Raw genomic sequence first — 16214 nt, 5'->3', positions numbered from 1 at the left:
CACCCCGTGCCTACCGTGGCGCCCATGGCCCACCGGCACACCCCGCAGCCCCCCGACCACCCGCGCCCGGCGCCCCGCGCCCACGCCACGACCGCCGCTCGCGGCCTCTGGACGCTCGCCACGCTCGCCCTCGGCGTGCTGCTCATCGCCAGCCCCCAGACGCTCACCGGCCCCGTCTCCAAGCTCTGGAACGGCCGCGACGGCGACGGAGGCATCTCCGGCATGCTCGCCCAGCGCAGCCTCCTGGAGCTCGGCCTCACCGCCGTCGGTGTCATCGTCGTCCTCGTCTGCCTGCAGACCCTGCTGCAGCGCCCCCGTCCCCCGCGGTGAACGATCCTCGCCGCCAAGAGATCGCGCGCCTGCGCGCCGCCGGCCTGACCCGCAGCGACGTCGCCCGGCTGCTCGCCGACCGCGACGGCAGCGCCCCGCTGTCCGTCCAACGGATCAGCCAGCTGCACCACGACCCCAGCGGCCGTCGGGACCGCATCGCGCGCGCCCGCAAGCAAGGCGTCTGCGTCGCCTGCGCAGGCCCCACAGACGGCTCCCGCGGACAGGCCCGCTCAAGCCTGCTGTGCGTGTACTGCGAGCGCGGATCGCGGCGCAAGTTCACCCTCGGCGAAACCCTCGCCGCCGCCGCTGCATGGCGCCACGCCCACGGCGACTGGCCACGCCCCGGGGACTTCACCCGACGCGGCACCGACCGCGACCACCGCCTCCACGGCGGCCACTGGCCCCGCCCACAACTCGTCCGCGCACTCCACGGAACCTGGGCCGACTACATCGCCGCCGCCTCCCGCCCCGGCATCGTCCTGCCAACCACCCTCCAGCTCACCGCAGACGACCTCCTCGAGGCCGGCGACCTCTGGATCCGCAGCTTCGCGCGCGCCCCCACACCCGCCGACTGGTACCGCCCCAACCTCGACCTCGCCGGCGAACTCGAACGGATCTGGCCGCCCGCCGCCGCCGTGCGCCGACACTTCACCACCTGGCCCCAGTACACCCAGCAACTCGACCACCACTGAACACCACCGGGCCGTCGCCCCAGACCCGCGGAACCCCGGCAGCCGGGGGAGCCCGGGCCGACCATCGTGGCTGGTGAGGATCCGGCTCGCGTGCTCGCCAACGCCAGGCGGTGAACCGCGGCGAGGGGCAGGCGCGGAGGCGCGTATCGAGCCGACGGCGCGTTCGTGGGGCGAGGCCGACCGATCTGCGCGACAGCGGCTAACGGAAAACGTGAAATTGTGTCGCGGGGCCGGGCATGGTGAATGCACCATGTCTCTGCCCCCCGCTCGCCTCTTTGCCTTCTTCGCCGCCTACCTCGCCGTGCTCCTCTTGTGCGGTGCCGAGCTACCCGCGGAAACTCTCCGCGTGATCGCCGGCGTCCTGGCCTTATCGCTGCTCTCCTTCCCGTTGCTGGAGCGTGTTCGGGAGGACCAGGCGCGCATCACCGAGGCGTCGGCTGACACCTGTACGACGCGTTCGGCGGCGCCCCTGAGGGCCCGGCGGCTCGCGGGCGCGAAGCAGTACAAGTCGCGGGCCGCGGAGGCAAAGCAGATGGCGGGGCTGTGGGCGCTCCTGCCCGTCGTCGTCGGCGCCGCCGCCGTCCTTCCACCAAGCCACGCACACCAGATCGTCACGGCTGTTCTGCTGCTCGTCTTCGCGGCGGTCCTGCGGGTCAGCGCCAACGAGCGTCACCTCGCCGTCGACAGCAACCGCCCCGCGGGATGGTTGAACTTCTTCGCCGCGGTCTTCCTGCTCAGCGGGCTGGCGCTTGTTGGCTCTCTGGTCCTCTAGCGCGGACGAGCACCGCCCGATTCGCCAGGCTCACGGTCGGTGCATCGGGTATCGGCGGCGGGAGCCGCGCGGCCGCGCTCGGGAACCGCGTGGTCGGTGTCCGTGCCGTCGCGTTGTCGCTGGCCGGGTCGGATGCGGCGACCACAAGGCACCCGGCGGCAGGTCGTCCGTTGTCCGCCCACCTGACCTACCGGGTCTCCCCGAACGCGGTTCAGAAGAGCAGGCGTGGGGGGGCCTCTGCGCGCTGCGTCGGCGCTTGGGGCACGAGCCAGTGCTGCGGCAGGCGCGGTCTGCGTGGTGGGGTGGGGGAGAGGCGCGCGGCTTGCCGGTCGTGGGTGGGGAGGTCGGCTTCGGCGCAGAAGCGGCTGATCGGTTCCTGGCGGTCGCAGAGCACGAGCAGCTCGCGGCGCGCGCGGGTGAACGCGACGTAGGCCAGGCGGCGTTCGTCCTCCAGGCCGTAGGGGCCGTCCAGGCCGGGCGTGGCCTCTTGCACGCTGCGGCGGTGGGGCAGCTCGCAGTCCGAGGCGCCGTAGACGATCACCACGGGCCATTCGCGGCCCTTGGCCGCGTGGATCGTGCTGAGCGTCACGCCGCGCTCGTCGTCGCGGTGCTCGGCCAGGAGCCGCTGCTCCTGGTGGAGACGGTCGCGCAGGTCGGTGAGCGTGGCGCCGCGGGCGAGCCGTTCGAGGTGGTCGAGTTCCTCGGGCCCGTCGTGGGCGACGGTGCCGCCGGCGGCCAGGCGCGCCAGCTGCGCGTAGTGGCGGTCCAGGCCGCCGCGGTCGCGCAGCGCGCGGACGACCGCGTGGGCGTCGTGTGAGCGCGCCGCGGGCACGACCGTGTCGAGCTCGCGCATCGCCGCGCGAGCGCGGCGCAGCAGCCAGGCCGGGTAGTCGCTGGCGGCCTCGCTGAGCGCGATCTCCAGCGCCTGGGAGAACGGTGCGGCCTCGTCCCACAGCTGCGGCAGCGCGCGGTGCATCGCGGCCGACCACTCCGGCACCATTCCGCGACCTGGTGTGCGGAACATCCGCTCCAGGTCACCGGTCGAGGCGGCCTGCGGGTCCTCGAGCACTGCGAGATGCGCGAGCATCCCGGCGCGCAGCGGACCGGGCTCGAACAGTGCTCGCGGCCCGCGGATCAGGACCCCGCGACGCGCGAGGTCCACGGCGGCCTGCCGCAGCGTGCGGACGGTGCGGGCCAGCAGCGCGACGTCGGTCTCGCCGTGCTCGCGCACCAGCCGCGCGCACTCCTCGGTCAGCTCGGCGGTGGGGAGGTGCAGCACGCGGGCGGCCGGCGGGTCGTCGCGGTGCTCGAGGTCCAGGTGCTCGGGGACGTCGATCGGCTTGGCGAACTGGTGGGCGTTGCGCGCGATCATCCGCGCGGCCGCGCGGGTGATGTGCGGGTGGCAGCGGTAGTTGAAGCGCAGCAGGTGCCGCTCGATCGCGGGGTAGGTGCGGTCGATCTGCAGCACCCGTCCGACCGACGCGGCGCGCCAGGAGAAGAGGACCTGGGCCTCGTCGGCGACCACGGTGAGCCGATCGTGGGGGGCGCTGAGGATCCGCAGCAGCCGGTCCTGTCCGGGGTCGGTGTCCTGGTGCTCGTCCACGAGCACGGCGTCCCAGCGGTCCTGCCAGCCCGCGCGCAGCTGCGCGTCGGCGGCGAGCAGGTTCGCGGCCTGCAGCACGAGGTCGTCGAAGTCGACGCGGTTCTCGCGCTGCAGCCAGCGCTCGTACAGGGCGTACCCGACCTGCAGGGTGCGGTCGCGCTCGGACAGCTCGGCCGTCCCGTCCAGGCGCGCGAACTCCTGGGCCGGTGAGCGCTGCCAGATCGTCTTGGTCTGGCCGACGTGGTCCGCCAGCACCTCAGGTTCGATCCACGCCCCGCGGTGTCCGGCCGCGGTGACCGCTTCGCGCGCCCGGAACGCCAGCTGGCGCCAGACACCCGCCGGTGCCGTGATCGGCCCGCCGCGCAGTCGGCCGCCGGCGCGCAGCACCTCGCGCCCGAGCGCGTGGAAGCTGCGGACCTGCACCTGCGCGAGCCCGACGGCGGCCAGGCGCTCCTGCAGCTCCTCGGCGGCTGCCCGGGAGAACGTCAGGCACAGCAGCCGCTGCGCGGGCACGCCCGCTGCGGCCAGCAGCCGGCAGCGCTCGATCAGCACTCGCGTCTTGCCCGACCCGGCCGGCGCGATCACCTGCACCGGCCCGTCGACGAGCGCCCGGGCCGCCGCGCGCTGCGCCCGGTCTAGGTCACCCTGCGACGCGGGCAACGGGCCGATCGTCGCTGCGCGCCCGAGCAACTGCTCGGCGCGAAACGCGAGCCGTTGGACCGTCCAGGCGTAGCCGACCTGCGTGTCGACCATCTGTGGATCGCGCGCCCAGACCTCCGGTTCCCACGGCCATGGACACCGCACATGCACCCGGACATCCAGGCTGCATGCCGGCCCGAGCACGAACCCCAGCAGCAGCCGCAACGCGGCGAGGTTGGGGACCGGTGCGAGCACCTCGACGCCGACACGTCCGTGCTCGCGCATCGCCGCCAGGACCGGGGCGGCGCACGGCTCGAGCTCGATCGGCTCGCCCGCGGGGCGCGCCGATCGGTCCAGCAGCGCGTTCAGCTGCGCGGTGGAGAAGCACGGCCACCCGTCCGGGACCGGACGCGCAGACCAGGTCAGCCGCACAGCGGCGTTGGTGCCGGGGGAGAGGAGGACTGCACCCCGCGCAGTCTGAGAGCGACCCCTGACACACGGCAGACGCCTCACCCCGTCGGCCGCGCCCATCGTGGCGCGCACGGTCGCCTGGCCGTTGGCGGACGCGACAGCCAGCCTCGGGTAGCCGCCCGGACGCCGGGCCCGGACGGCCCGTGGCCGATGGCTGCCGGGTTCAGCGGCGCACGACCGTCACCCTGGTCCGCTCGGTCCGGGGTGGCTTGCAGGCTCCGACGGGGTCGGAGGGGACGTCGTAGCTGATGGTCTCTCGCCCGCTGAATCGCGTGGCCACGCCGCCGCGGCTTGCGGTGACGCGCAGCGAGACGCGCTGGGAGGCGAAGATCGTCCACTTCGCTTTCCGTCCGTCGGCGTAGGTCACGCTGCAGAAGCCGGCGCTGACGCGCCGCGTGAGGCGGTAGGTCCCGTCGTCCTGCGGGAAGAAGGTCCCGCGCAGCGTCCCGCTGGAGCGCACGCGCGTCCCGCAACCGAACACGTCGCAGTTCGGACGCATCGTCCACGATTCAGAGCCGCGCGCGTCCGCGACGGTCGCTCGGTACCGGCCCACGAACCGCGTGACACCGGGCCGTCCTGCCTTGAGGTTGGCCCCGATGACGGGGATGCGCGCGTAGGTGTCGCTGCCGCGGCAGGCGTCCTGCTCGCCCGGGTTCTCGGCCCAGTCGAACCGCAGGCCGAGCGTCCCGGACGTCGGCGCGGCCCGGACGATCCGCAGCGACTCGTCCTGGAAGGGCACCACCTCGGTGGTCGACTTGCCCGCGACCGTGTACGTGATCGCCAGCGCCTCGATCCCCTGGCCGAGGTCCTTCTCGGCCCGGATCGTGTAGCCCCGGCCGCTGCGAACGTACTGCGGCGCCTGGATCTCCACCTGCTCTTCGCTGGTCGGGCACGGCGGCAACTCGCCTTGCGCGAGCGCAGGGGAGGGCGGCACGGCGGCGCCGCCCGCAGCGACCACGGCAAGACCAGCGAACCATCGACCCAAGCGCATGCGCTGACCCTAACTCGCCGCGCCAGCGTGTGATGGCGGCGGCCAGCGGCGGCAGCACGAGCGCGTCGATCCCGGCGTAGCGGATCTGGCCGACGCTCATCGGCCGTCGGTTCCACGGGCCCGCTTGCCAGCGCTTGTCCAGATCCCAGCCGAGCAGGTGACGCACGCATGCGGCGAGGTTGGTCCCGTGTTCCTGCGGGTCGATGCCGAGCCGCTCCAGGCGGGCCTGTTGGTAGAGCCGACGGGTGCACACCAGCTGCTGCAGCTCGACGCCGAGCTCGCGCCGGCAGAACGCGAGTTCGAACGGGGCGTGATGGGCCAGCAGGACGCCGGGATGCTCATGCAGCCGCACCAGCACCTCGCTCGCGGGCACGTTCCAGACGTCGACCACGACAGGGGGCCGGCCACGCACCGCCACGGCGATCACCATCGCTCGCGCGCCCTTCTCGGGATCCAGCCCGTCGGTCTCGAAGTCGATCCCGACCGGCTCGCCGCTGCCTCGTGCCAGCGCCAGCACGCGGTCCAGCCGGCCGAGCTCGCCCGGCCGCTGCACCAGCCAGCCGGTCCGACAGACGCCCATCGCGGGCTGGGGTGTGCGCAGCGCGCCCTCCACCGCTCGGACGCTAGGGCCGGTCTCTGACGGACATCCGTGGCGCGCGCGCCGGGTCAGTGCAGATGCGCGTCGAAGGCGCTGGCGTCGCCGTGGTAGAGGCAGGCGTAGGTGAGGTGCTCGCGCGCCTCCGGCGGCATCTGCAGTCCGGGTGCCTCGGCGCCGCAGACCCGCTGGGCGACGAGGTCGCGCAGGCGCCGCTCGGCTGTCTCCCCCGTCGCCGCCGAAGACGACCAGCTCGCCGCCGGGCAGCCCGACGGTGTAGGCCATCATGCGGCCGTCGTCCTGGGCGCGACGACGGACCACGGCATAGCCGTGCTCGGCCACGTGGGCACGAAGGGCGTTCACAGCGCGGCGGCGACGGAATCTCACGGGGCGGCAGTCTCCCATCAGGCTGTGATGCTCCCGCCCGGCCCGCACCCGTTCGCGGCGGTTCACCTCGCGTTCACCCCTTCCCGCGGGGGAGGTGAACGGCGGAGCGCGCCGCCGGCTAGCAGCACGCTCGTAGCGTCATGAGCATGGACTCACGCAACCTGTTGCGCGGAACCGCGCTCCTGGCCGGCGCCGCCTTGGTGGTGCTGGTCGGCCTGGACCGCCCCGGGATCGACCAGGCCGTCCTGGTCGTCGTCGTGCTCCCGCTGGCGTTCATGCTCGTGCTCTCGGCGATCGTCGAGATCCTCGGGGAGCTCGCCGACGAGGACACCCAGGCGCTCACCGCCGCGGAGCGCGCTGCCGCGACCCGCCGCGAGCTCTTCGACGCCCCATGAGCACCAACCCCGTCGCACTGGCCGCCGTGGCTGCGGTGATGGGCCTGGTCTACGGCTCGTTCCTCAACGTGGCGATCCACCGCCTGCCCAATCGGCGCAGCCTGCTCGGGCGGTCCGCGTGCCCGAAGTGCTCGACGCCGATCGCCGCCCACCACAACGTCCCGGTCCTCGGCTGGCTGTGGCTGCGCGGCCGCTCGAGCTGCTGCGCCACACCGATCAGCGCGCGCTACCCGCTGGTCGAGGCCGCCACCAGCGTCCTGTTCGCGATCGCGGCGCTCGTGCACCACGACGACCCCGCGCTGCTGGCGATCGCGATCGCCGCGATCCTGGTGATGGTCCCGGCCGCGCTGGTGGACTGGGAACTGGCGATCCTGCCGCACACCCTCTGGATCGCCGGGGCCCTCACGCTCGCCGGCGCCCTGACGGTCCTGGACCCGGACCTCGCCGCGCGCGCCTGGCCCTACGCGCTGGTCACCCTCGGGGTCCTCGGCGCGGTCGCCCTCCTGCTGCCGATGGGCATCGCCGACGCCTACCTCCTCAGCCTCGCGGCGCTGATGGTCCAGTGGCGCATCGGCTACGTCCTGATCACCGCCGCCCTGATCTCGCTGCTGCTGCTGGCCGTCATCGCGCGCCGTCACCGCAACGTCCACGGGCTCCGCAACACCGGCGTCCCGATGGTCCCCGGCATCGCCGCGAGCACCGTGCTGTGGACGCTGCTGGCCACCACGACCACGGTCTCGACATGAACCTGCGCCAGATCAGCGCCTCCGCCACCGCCGCCCTGGCGATCCCGGCCTGGTGGACGGTCAGCCTCCCCGGACAACGCCAGCACGCTCGCCAACCAGCTGCACCTGCAGGCCACGATCACCCGCAGCACCTCATCGGACTGGATCGCGCTCGCGGTGGTCCTGCTCGGCGCCGCCGTCACCGTGGGCGCCCGCCGCCGCGCGCCCCGCACGCTCGGCGCCGGCGCGATGGCCGCCGCCCTGGCCTGGGCCGCCGCGCGCACCCCCAAGGTCGGCGACCTGCCCGACCAGACGCTCGGCGCCGCCCTGCCCCAACGCGTCACCGACACGCTGCAAGCACAGCTGCAGGCCGCGCTGCAGACCCGGCCCTCCACCACCGTCCTCTTGGGCCTGCTCGCCGCCGCGGTCGCCGTGGTCAGCAGCCTCACCGACGACCCGCACGCCGACCCAACCGCCGCGCCCGAACGGGCGCTGGTCGACCCGCTGGAGGCCGAAAGCCGCCAGGCGCACACCACCACAGCGGCGCCCGGAACCTACTCACAGAGCCCCTGGTAGCCGCCCCCCGCGGGCGGGGTGTCAGCGGTCTGCGAGGACGGCGATGGTGAGCAGCGCGAGGTCGCGACTGGTGGTCGACGGCCCGTCCTCCAGGCGGTCATGGCGCTCGAGCACCAGGGCCGAGGCGAGATCGCGCCAGACCACCCGGTCGCGGTCGGGGATGCCGCGCAGCGCGATCGCCGCGCTCGCTGCGGCGGCCAGGTCGCGTCGATCGACGGCGGTCGGGGTGCTCCGCGCGGCGTAGCGGAATAGGAGATCGACCCAGTCCTGCTCGAACGGCACGGTGCCCGAGAGCCACGCGATCGACTCCAGCAGCAGCTGCTCACCGGTGATCGGGGTCTGCGCGGGGAGCCCTGTGAGAGCCTGCTGGATGGCGGCGCTCAGCGCGTCGACCTGCTCGCGGTCTGCGGCCTGCCGTGACCACAGCCACGGCCACAGCCCGTCGCTGACGCACTCCAGGGCTGCGACGACCAGCGCGTCATCGTCGGCCTGGGCCGGTGCGGGAAGGTCGGTGCAGAGCGCTCGCGCGCGGAGTGGGTCGGCGCAGTGCATCAGGCTCGCGGTCCCGGTGCGAGCGGTGCGCCAGAGCTCCAGCTCCACCCACGACGGCCAGCGTCCTGAGCCCGCGGGCTCATGCCCGTCCACGCGCGCGGCGCCGGCCAGCAGGCCCGCCAGCAGGCCCGCGATCGCTTCGTGTCCCGGGTGACCGTCGCGGGCGGCGTGCAGCTGCTGCTCCAGCGCGACGGGGAACGCCGCCAGGGACTCGGCCAGCCGCTCCCGGCACGCTGCCTGTTGCGTCGGCCACGCTTCCAGCGCACGACCGACCTGCTCATCAAGAGCAGCGCCGAGCTCGCTGGGCCGATTGGGAGGGACGGGCATGGGACTGACGGACTGCGCGCCGGTCTGGCCCGGACGGCAGCCCCCGGGGGGCGGGGAGACGCTCACCCTATAGCGGGCGGGGATTCGGACCCTTTCGCCGCCGGGGGAATGCCGGTCCCCGCGATCGCGCTCGGGGCCGGCGCGGTGTGCCAGCGTCGACGCTCATGGTTCGCTCCGTCATCCGCCCGTGCCTCGCCGCTGTGCTCGTGCTCGTCGCGCTCGCGGCCGCCGCGCTCGGACCCGCCCAGTTCCTCGGGGCCGCGCGTCAGCAGCCGCCCACGATCGCGGTCGTCGGCGACCGGGTCAGCGAGACGGCGGGCCTGCAGCTGTTCACCAACCCCGGGGAGGTGCCCGGCAATATGGTCGACGACGACCGCAACGGCTACGTCGATGATGTGCACGGGATTGCGCCGACCCCGACCACCGACAGCCGCGGCATCGAGCACGAGACGGGGGTCGCCGACCTCGCCCAGCGCCTCTCGGCCGGCAGCCCGGTGCTCTCCGTCCAGGAGCGCGGGCTGGAGTTTCACCGGTTCACCCCCTACCTCGAGGCGATGGACGCCCCGATCATGGTCCTGGCCCGCCAGCGCAGCAACGCCTCCAGCCAGCTCGACCGCGACGCGGTCCAGGCCTACCTGGACCGTGGCGGCGTGGTGGTCGCGTCCGCCGGCAACCGCAGCGAGGACCTCGATCGCGAGCCCGCGACGACACCGCGCGACCTGGCCCTGCATCCCGGGTACCTGCTGGTCGGCGCGACCGACACGACCGGCGACCAGCTGGCCTGGTTCTCCGCGCGCGGCCGCACCCGCGTCGATCTCGCGACTGCGGGCAGCGACGTCCGGACCCGCACGGCGAGCGGCGCCTGGACCAGCAGCAGCGGCACCAGCTTCGCCGCACCGCAGATCGCCGGCCTGATCGCCCGCATCGCCGTGCAGCAGCAGATCAGCGTCCAGCAGGCCGCCCAGCAGCTGCGCGCCAGCGCCCGACCCCACCCCCAGCTGCGGTTCGGGATCATCCCGCCGACCGGCGCACCCGCGGGCCCGCCCCCCGCCGCCCCGGCGGCGCCGGCTGCCCTGCCCGAGCGTTCCAACGAGGCCCTGGAGCAGCTGCCCAGCTACGTGCAGTCGGTCCGGGCCCGGCGCGTCCCCGGCGCGACCGACCTCAGGCTGCGGATGCGCCGCGAACTGGTCGGCCACGGGATCTGGGTCCGCGTCACGACCGCCGACGGCTCCTCGACCCGTCGCTTCGCCGTGTCCGCGACCCGGACGGTCCGGCTGCGGGTCCCGCGCACCCGCCGGACCCTCTCGATCAGCCTGCAGATCGCGCCGCGCGGCAGCGACCAGGACGAGCTCTGGGTCATCAGCCGCGCTGGCCGCGTGCAGCCCCCGTGGTGAACGCCGGCAGCGCCAGGAACGCGCCCACCCCGGCGTAGGCCGCGATCAGGCCGCAGGCCACCAGCACGCGCACGTCGTCCCCGTAGAGCCACCACGCGGGGATCGCCCCCAAGCCGCAGGCCAGCATCACGGGGCGCCCGCGGCCCAGCGCCGCCCGCCCCCGCCGGGCCCGCAGCGCCACACGCCCCCAGCCCCACACCGCGGCGCCGAGCCAGCCGGCGAGCACCAGATGCCCGCCCACCATCAGGGCCACGATGCCCGCGGCGGTGACCGCGCCCGCCATCACGGCGAGCGCCACGGTGCGCCCGGGGGCAAGCCACCAGGCCCGCGACAGGCCTTCAAGCCAGGGCAGCAGGCCCGTCGCCACGAGCACCAGCGCCCCGACCGGCCCCAGCTGCACGACCGGCCACAACAGCAACGCCCCGGGGACCCCGCGCGCCGCCAGCGCCCATCGCGAATCACGCCATCGCTCCATGCCCCCGCACGATGACCTCCGGGCACGCACCGCGGCGAAGATCCCCGGGCGTGCACACCCGTGCGCTTACCTGCCGGGCATGACCGTCCGCCCCGCCCACCTCGCGCTCGCCGGGCTCCTCGCCGCCGCGGCGCTGATCCTCGCGCTCGCGCTCATCGGCGGGGAGGACCAGCCCGCCACCGCCAAGGGCCCCGAGCGCGGCACGCTGTCCCAGCTCGAGCAGGTCAGCCTGCTGCAGGCCGAAGACCGCGACGCCGTCCGGGCCACCCTCACCCGGTTCGCGCAGAGCTTCAGCGACGGGTACGTCGAGGACGCCTGCGCGCTGACGACCGCGCAGCTGCGCACCGAGCTACGAGACGCGGTCCCCGGCGCCGAGGCCGCCAGCTGCGGCGACATCCTGCTGGCGATCCGCGACGGCCTGTCCGCCCGCGAACGGGCCAGCCGCGAGCAGCTCGAGGTGAGCGACGTGCGCTTCTACGGCGTGCGCCGCCGCGCGCGCGCCGAGGTCACCGACCCGATCGCCGGACGACAGACGGTCGCCCTGCGCTACGAGCAGCAGCAGTGGCGCATGGACGCCACCAACGGCCCGGCCGGCAGCGCACTGCTGACCCCGTGACCCTGGCCAGCCGCTGCACCCACGGGCACGTGTCCTTCCACGCCGGCCCGCCCAACAGCGGCAAGACCCACCACGCCCTGACCCGGCTGCTGGAGGTGGGGGGGGGGGTCTACGCCGCACCGCTGCGGATGCTGGCCGAGGAGGCCTACCGCCGACTCAGCCAGGTCGCCGGCGCACACCGGGTCGGCCTGCTGACCGGTGAGCAGCGCATCAACGCGGACGCGCCGCTGCTGGCGTGTACCGCCGAACTGGCCCCCGACCAGGGCACCGTCCTGGTGATCGACGAAGCGCACCATGCCGCCGACCCAGACCGCGGCAGCGCCTACACGCGACTGCTGCTCGCCACCACTTACACCGAAGCGCACCTGATCGGCGGCACCGAGCTGCTCCCGATCATCCGCAGCCTCATCCCACACGCCCAGATCCACACCTACGAGCGGATGGGCCGCCTGGAACTCGTCGGCTACCGCACGCTCGAGCAGCTCCCCGACCGCACCATCCTCGTCACCTTCAGTCGCGCCACCGTCCTGCAGCTGGCCGCGGAGCTGCAGCAGCTGCGCCCCGGGCGCGTCAGCGCGCTCTACGGCGCGCTGCCGATCGGTGCCCGCCGCGACCAGATCGCCCGCTTCGAACTCGGCCGCGCCGACGTCCTGGTCGCCACGAGCGTCATCGCCCACGGCGTCAACCTCACCGCCCAGGAGATCTGCTTCGCGCAGACCAGCCGCTACGACGGGCGCCGCACCCGACCCCTGGAGCCGTGGGAAGCCGCCCAGATCGCAGGCCGCGCAGGTCGCGGCGCCCAGACCGGCCGCATCAGCGTCCTGCACCAGCACCCCGACTTCCGACCGCATCTGCGCGTCGCCCACAGCGCCTTGCAGGCCACGGTCCTCGTCGACCCGGCCACCGGCACCTACGGCTACCGGCGCATCGAGCGCCTGCAGGCCGCGATGCCCCGGCCCGCGGACCTCGCCCAGATCTCCCTCGCGCAGCTGCAGGCCCGCCTGGAGCGCTGGCAGCGCCCGCGCCGGGCGCCGCCGCGCGACTGCCGGGTGGTCCACGGCGGATCGCCCAGCCAGCTCAGCGCCTTGCAGGTCCTCGCGCGGGCGGGGCACGCCCAGCTTCCCGGGCCGATCGCCTGGGCGCTCTCGCACGCCCCGCTGGATCCCCAGGCCCCCGACGGACGCGCCCAGCTGCTCGAGCTCGCCGAGCTCGCGGCAGACCCGGCTGCCGACGCCCCGGACTTCGGGTCCGACCGCGCCCGCCAACGCAACATGCGCCGCCGGGACCTGGACCTCGCCGGCCTGGAGGAGATCGCGCGGCTGGACCAGCTCAGCGCCTGGGCGCGCACGGTCCTCGGCGGGCCGCCGCTGGCCCACGAGGACCTCGCCCCGCTCGTGGTCGCCCGCCTGCGCCACGAGATCAACGCCCGCGCCGCCAGCGCCCACCCACCGGCCCGAGGTGAACCGCGCGTCAGGCCGAAGGTGAACCGTGCGTCGGGCTGGAGGTGAACCGCGCACGGGGGCTGGGTGAACGGGGCCGGTTCACCTTTCCGCCGTTTGTGCCCGGTCCGCTCGTACGGTCCTGCTCACGGACCCCGGAGGGTCGGCCTCGACCGACCGGGGAGCACCGCAGACCGATGACCATCTCCGAGAGAGAGCCGATGAGCGCGTTCGTGAACCCCGCCGAGGACCTGGCAAGGCTCCGCGACCAGCAGCAGCAGGCCGTCGAGGCCGCCCGCACGCACCTGCACCAGGAGCAGGAGCGACTCCTCGCCCTCCAGCGCGAGGTCGCCGAGCTCGCCGACGCCCTGCCCGCCCAGGAGCGCACCCTCGAGCAGCTCGAGTCGTTCCTGCAGATCGTCTCAGCCGCCCCCGCACCGGATGCCGACGGCGACGAGCCCGGCCACACCACCGACCCCGACGGCGAGGACGACGGAACCGCCCCCGCCGGCGAGCAGGAGGCCGACGCCAACGAGCCGCCGCTGGTCACCAACGTCGTCGCTCGCCGACGCAGCACCGAGGCCGCCCGCGACCTCCCGGCCGAGGACCTGACGCTCTACGACGGCACGGTGGTCCGAGCCGCAGGCCGCCGGCGCGAACTGCTCGAGCACCTCGACCAGGGACCGGTCATGCGCTCGACGCTCGGCGTCGTCATGTCCGTCCGCAAGCCCTACCTCAACAAGCTCCTGGACGAGGTCGAGCGCCTCGGCCTCGCCGCCCGCGTCGACAACGGCGCCGTCGTCGTCGCCCCACTGGACGAGCGGCTGCCCGGCGACTACGCCACCAACAACGGCAAGCGCCGCCCCAGCGACCGCCTCCTGGCGATCTGGCAGGCCGCCGGACGCGACTGCTCCCACCTCCTGAAGATCCCCGCCACCACCGCCAGCGACAGCACCCACGCCGCCGCCTAACCCCTGCGCGACCCCGCAGGGCGGCGCCCCTGCTGCGAGGACCTGGGCGACGGCTACGCTCGCACGCATGCCCGCCGATCCAGGAGAGCCGCACCGCGCCCCCCGACCCGCGGGACGCGCGACCACCGGGCCGCTCCCGGGGGTGCGGCTGCCCGAACGCCTGGCCCGCAGCGACGAGCAGGTGCGGCTGCTCGCGCGGGTCCAGACGTTCTTCGCCGACCAAGGGCTGCTCGTGGAGGAGCAGCCGTTGGAGCGCTGCTGCCCGGCCTGCGAGCTCTGCTGGCGGCCGCCTCGGGGCCGCCAACCCGTGCCGCCACCCGACGGCCAGCAGCCGCGCCTGCCGGCGCTCGGCGCCGCCTACCCCCAGACCCGCGTCGCGCTCGTGGGCATGAACTCCCGCGACGACGGACGCCAGGACGCCGAACTGCGGGCGCTGGCGCACAGCCAGCACGACTTCCGTCACGGTCACGCCTCACACAACGACGAGAAGCGCAGCTACTTCCACTACCGCGCCGCGAGCACGCTCGCCGCCGTGCTTGCGCTGCGCGACCGCCAGCCCGCCCACGAGCGCCCCGCCCCCCACACGCTGATCCCAGTCCTGGACCGCTGCGCCCGGCTGCAGGCCGTCCAATGCTCGCCCTGGGACGGCGGCCGGCGCAGCCCGATGGAGCGGATGGGCCGCAACTGCCAGCCCTACCTGGCAGGACAGCTCGAGATCCTGCGCCCCGACGCCCTGGTGCTCCTGGGCGTGCCGCCGCGCCGGTCGATCGAGCGGCTCACCCAGCCGCAGTGGACGACCGTCGACGGGCTGCGCACCGCCAGCACCGACCGCTTCGCCTGGAACCGGTCCGTCGCGCTGTACGCGCTGCCGCACCCCGCAGCCGGCAGCTGGCACCGCGCACACCGCGCCCTCGTACGCCTCGCCAACGCCAACGCCAACGCCAACGCCAACGCCTCCGCTGGCGCGCGTTCCGCCCAGCACTGACCCGGGCGCGGCGCGCGCGCCCGTTCAGGGCATGGGCAGCAGGTCGTCTGCCCGGTCTGGCACCGGCGGCCGGTGCCCGGCCGCCGCCGGCGCGCCTCGGCACGTCGACGACGGGCGCGCCGCACCTCCAGCCGCCGCGCGCGTTCGGCCGCCGACACCGTGCCGAACGTGCGGCAGGTCAACGCCCGCATCCCTGCGCAGTCCGCGCCCATCACGAACGCGATGCCGTCACCGAGCATCAGCAACGGGAGCTCCCGGTCCGGGGTCAGCCACGCAAGCGGCCCGTCGTGCCAGCTCAACGACCCCGCCAGCGCCTGCAGATGGCGCAGCGCATGCGCGCGCACCGCGGGCTTCCGTGCCTCGGTGGTCGGGTAGCCCAGCACCTGCACGGCGAACGTCCCGAGCGCCTCGCAGGAGAACGTCACGCGGGTCGCGCCGACGCGCATCGTGGGGGAGGGGAACTGCGCGTGTGCGTACATGAGCGGGCAGGATGGCACCGCGCTGTGACACGCCCGCGCGGTTGCGATCGCGCCGCTCGAGCACACCCCGCTGGGAGCCTGAGCGCCATGACCACCGCCAACCTGCGCCCCGGAGATCTCGTCGAGATCGACCGCAAGGGCCGCCGCTTCCTGGCCATCATCGACACGATCGACACCGGCCATCTCACCCTCACGCCGCTGCAGCGCGGCATCTCCTACCGCGAGGCCACCAGCCGCGAGGTCGTCCGCGCCTACAAGCGTGTCAGCCGCTCCGCGCCCGGCAACCCGACCCCCTCCAGCAACCTCGTGCTGGCCTGACCGGCCACGGACCGCGAGAGGCTCCGGTATGCGCCCGCTCACGCGCCTGGCCCTGACGCTCGCCGTCTCCGCGGCCGCCAGCACCGCCACGATCAGCCCCGCCGGCCAGATCACCATCACCGTGCCCGCCCAGACCCCGGTCCTGCAAGCCCACCTCACCACCCGCGAGCAGCACATCACCGTCCGTTGCACCGGCCCGCTGAGCGCGACCAACGCCGCCTGCCGCGAATGGAACGCGATGCTGCGCCCGTTCACCACCCAGCCCGCCCAGACCGCGCGCTGCCCGATCCCGCTCACCGCCGTCGGCCCCGATCCACGCCTGGGCCCCCTGGGCGCCCTCTCCCAACGCCGCGTGCGGCTCTGCGCAGGACCGCTGCACCGCACCGCCCTCACCAACGCCACACGACCCGACACCACCACCGAAGGCATCAACTACGGCTGACCGCGCACACCAAACCGACGCCAACGCGCGACGCCGCCGC

17 protein-coding genes and 1 pseudogene are annotated in these 16214 nt (G+C 74.4%); 13 read left to right on the top strand and 5 right to left on the bottom strand.

From position 1 onward, the window contains the following. Nucleotides 1–24: 24 nt before the first annotated feature. From GKE82_RS23405 to GKE82_RS23395, 3 genes are all read left to right on the top strand, one after another. Nucleotides 25–330, top strand: a complete 306-nt coding sequence (locus GKE82_RS23405; RefSeq protein WP_154735357.1) for a hypothetical protein — start codon at nucleotides 25–27, stop codon at nucleotides 328–330. Further along, nucleotides 327–1022, top strand: coding sequence for a hypothetical protein (locus GKE82_RS23400; RefSeq protein WP_154735356.1), 696 nt, complete (start codon nucleotides 327–329; stop codon nucleotides 1020–1022). The genes GKE82_RS23405 and GKE82_RS23400 overlap by 4 nt, the downstream gene beginning before the upstream one ends. 250 nt (nucleotides 1023–1272) lie before the next feature. After that, nucleotides 1273–1794: a hypothetical protein gene (locus GKE82_RS23395; RefSeq protein ID WP_154735355.1), complete on the top strand. Its 522-nt coding sequence runs from the start codon at nucleotides 1273–1275 to the stop codon at nucleotides 1792–1794. A 211-nt stretch (nucleotides 1795–2005) separates the two neighbouring features. Here GKE82_RS23395 and GKE82_RS23390 read toward each other — a convergent pair whose 3' ends face one another. The 3 genes and pseudogenes from GKE82_RS23390 to GKE82_RS31700 all read right to left on the bottom strand — a co-directional run. Next, the gene (locus GKE82_RS23390; RefSeq protein WP_196189436.1) at nucleotides 2006–4468 is read right to left on the bottom strand and encodes an ATP-dependent helicase; all 2463 of its coding nucleotides are present in this window, start codon (nucleotides 4466–4468) and stop codon (nucleotides 2006–2008) included. A 202-nt stretch (nucleotides 4469–4670) separates the two neighbouring features. Further along, entirely contained in the window at nucleotides 4671–5498 is an 828-nt protein-coding gene (locus GKE82_RS29340; RefSeq protein WP_230317226.1) for a hypothetical protein, read from the bottom strand. A gap of 88 nt (nucleotides 5499–5586) precedes the next feature. Then, nucleotides 5587–6078: pseudogene (locus tag GKE82_RS31700) on the bottom strand (hypothetical protein); the annotation flags it as partial. A 548-nt stretch (nucleotides 6079–6626) separates the two neighbouring features. Here GKE82_RS31700 and GKE82_RS23375 point away from each other — a divergent pair. The 3 genes from GKE82_RS23375 to GKE82_RS23365 all read left to right on the top strand — a co-directional run bounded on the left by GKE82_RS23375 (nucleotide 6627) and on the right by GKE82_RS23365 (nucleotide 8176). Beyond that, nucleotides 6627–6875 carry a hypothetical protein gene (locus GKE82_RS23375; RefSeq protein WP_154735351.1) on the top strand — a complete coding sequence of 83 codons (249 nt, stop codon included), beginning with the start codon at nucleotides 6627–6629 and terminating at the stop codon, nucleotides 6873–6875. Then, nucleotides 6872–7621 (top strand): A24 family peptidase, encoded by a 750-nt coding sequence (locus GKE82_RS30215; RefSeq protein ID WP_154735350.1) that lies wholly within the window; start codon nucleotides 6872–6874, stop codon nucleotides 7619–7621. Before GKE82_RS23375 ends, GKE82_RS30215 begins: the two co-directional genes overlap by 4 nt. Before the next feature lie 156 nt (nucleotides 7622–7777). After that, complete coding sequence (locus GKE82_RS23365) at nucleotides 7778–8176, top strand: hypothetical protein (RefSeq protein ID WP_154735349.1); 399 nt, start codon at nucleotides 7778–7780, stop codon at nucleotides 8174–8176. Nucleotides 8177–8197: 21 nt separating this feature from the next. Here the strand turns inward: GKE82_RS23365 and GKE82_RS23360 are convergent, their stop codons facing one another. Next, nucleotides 8198–9055 (bottom strand): hypothetical protein, encoded by an 858-nt coding sequence (locus GKE82_RS23360; protein ID WP_154735348.1) that lies wholly within the window; start codon nucleotides 9053–9055, stop codon nucleotides 8198–8200. A 164-nt stretch (nucleotides 9056–9219) separates the two neighbouring features. On the opposite strand from GKE82_RS23360, the gene GKE82_RS23355 reads away from it, so the two are divergent. Further along, nucleotides 9220–10449 carry a S8 family serine peptidase gene (locus GKE82_RS23355; RefSeq protein ID WP_154735347.1) on the top strand — a complete coding sequence of 410 codons (1230 nt, stop codon included), beginning with the start codon at nucleotides 9220–9222 and terminating at the stop codon, nucleotides 10447–10449. Here the strand turns inward: GKE82_RS23355 and GKE82_RS23350 are convergent. Then, nucleotides 10415–10924, bottom strand: coding sequence for a hypothetical protein (locus tag GKE82_RS23350; RefSeq protein ID WP_154735346.1), 510 nt, complete (start codon nucleotides 10922–10924; stop codon nucleotides 10415–10417). The genes GKE82_RS23355 and GKE82_RS23350 overlap by 35 nt on opposite strands. Before the next feature lie 79 nt (nucleotides 10925–11003). On the opposite strand from GKE82_RS23350, the gene GKE82_RS23345 reads away from it, so the two are divergent. The 6 genes from GKE82_RS23345 (at nucleotide 11004) to GKE82_RS27430 (ending at nucleotide 16174) form a co-directional block, all read left to right on the top strand. Beyond that, a complete protein-coding gene (locus tag GKE82_RS23345) occupies nucleotides 11004–11540 on the top strand; it encodes a hypothetical protein (protein ID WP_154735345.1) in 537 nt (178 codons plus the stop codon). Beyond that, on the top strand, nucleotides 11537–13048 hold the full coding sequence (locus tag GKE82_RS23340; RefSeq protein ID WP_154735344.1) for a helicase-related protein: 1512 nt from the start codon (nucleotides 11537–11539) through the stop codon (nucleotides 13046–13048). Before GKE82_RS23345 ends, GKE82_RS23340 begins: the two co-directional genes overlap by 4 nt. 152 nt (nucleotides 13049–13200) lie before the next feature. After that, a complete protein-coding gene (locus GKE82_RS23335; protein ID WP_154735343.1) occupies nucleotides 13201–13950 on the top strand; it encodes a hypothetical protein in 750 nt (249 codons plus the stop codon). A gap of 67 nt (nucleotides 13951–14017) precedes the next feature. Then, the gene (locus GKE82_RS23330) at nucleotides 14018–14935 is read left to right on the top strand and encodes a uracil-DNA glycosylase family protein (protein WP_154735342.1); all 918 of its coding nucleotides are present in this window, start codon (nucleotides 14018–14020) and stop codon (nucleotides 14933–14935) included. 566 nt (nucleotides 14936–15501) lie between these two features. Further along, complete coding sequence (locus tag GKE82_RS23325; protein ID WP_154735341.1) at nucleotides 15502–15732, top strand: hypothetical protein; 231 nt, start codon at nucleotides 15502–15504, stop codon at nucleotides 15730–15732. Nucleotides 15733–15760: 28 nt separating this feature from the next. Next, nucleotides 15761–16174 (top strand): hypothetical protein, encoded by a 414-nt coding sequence (locus tag GKE82_RS27430; protein ID WP_154735582.1) that lies wholly within the window; start codon nucleotides 15761–15763, stop codon nucleotides 16172–16174. Nucleotides 16175–16214 lie beyond the last annotated feature (40 nt).

This window comes from Conexibacter sp. W3-3-2 (assembly GCF_009707605.1).
Classification (GTDB): Bacteria; Actinomycetota; Thermoleophilia; order Solirubrobacterales; family Solirubrobacteraceae; genus Paraconexibacter; species Paraconexibacter algicola.
This window is presented reverse-complemented; position numbering and strand designations above follow the sequence as displayed.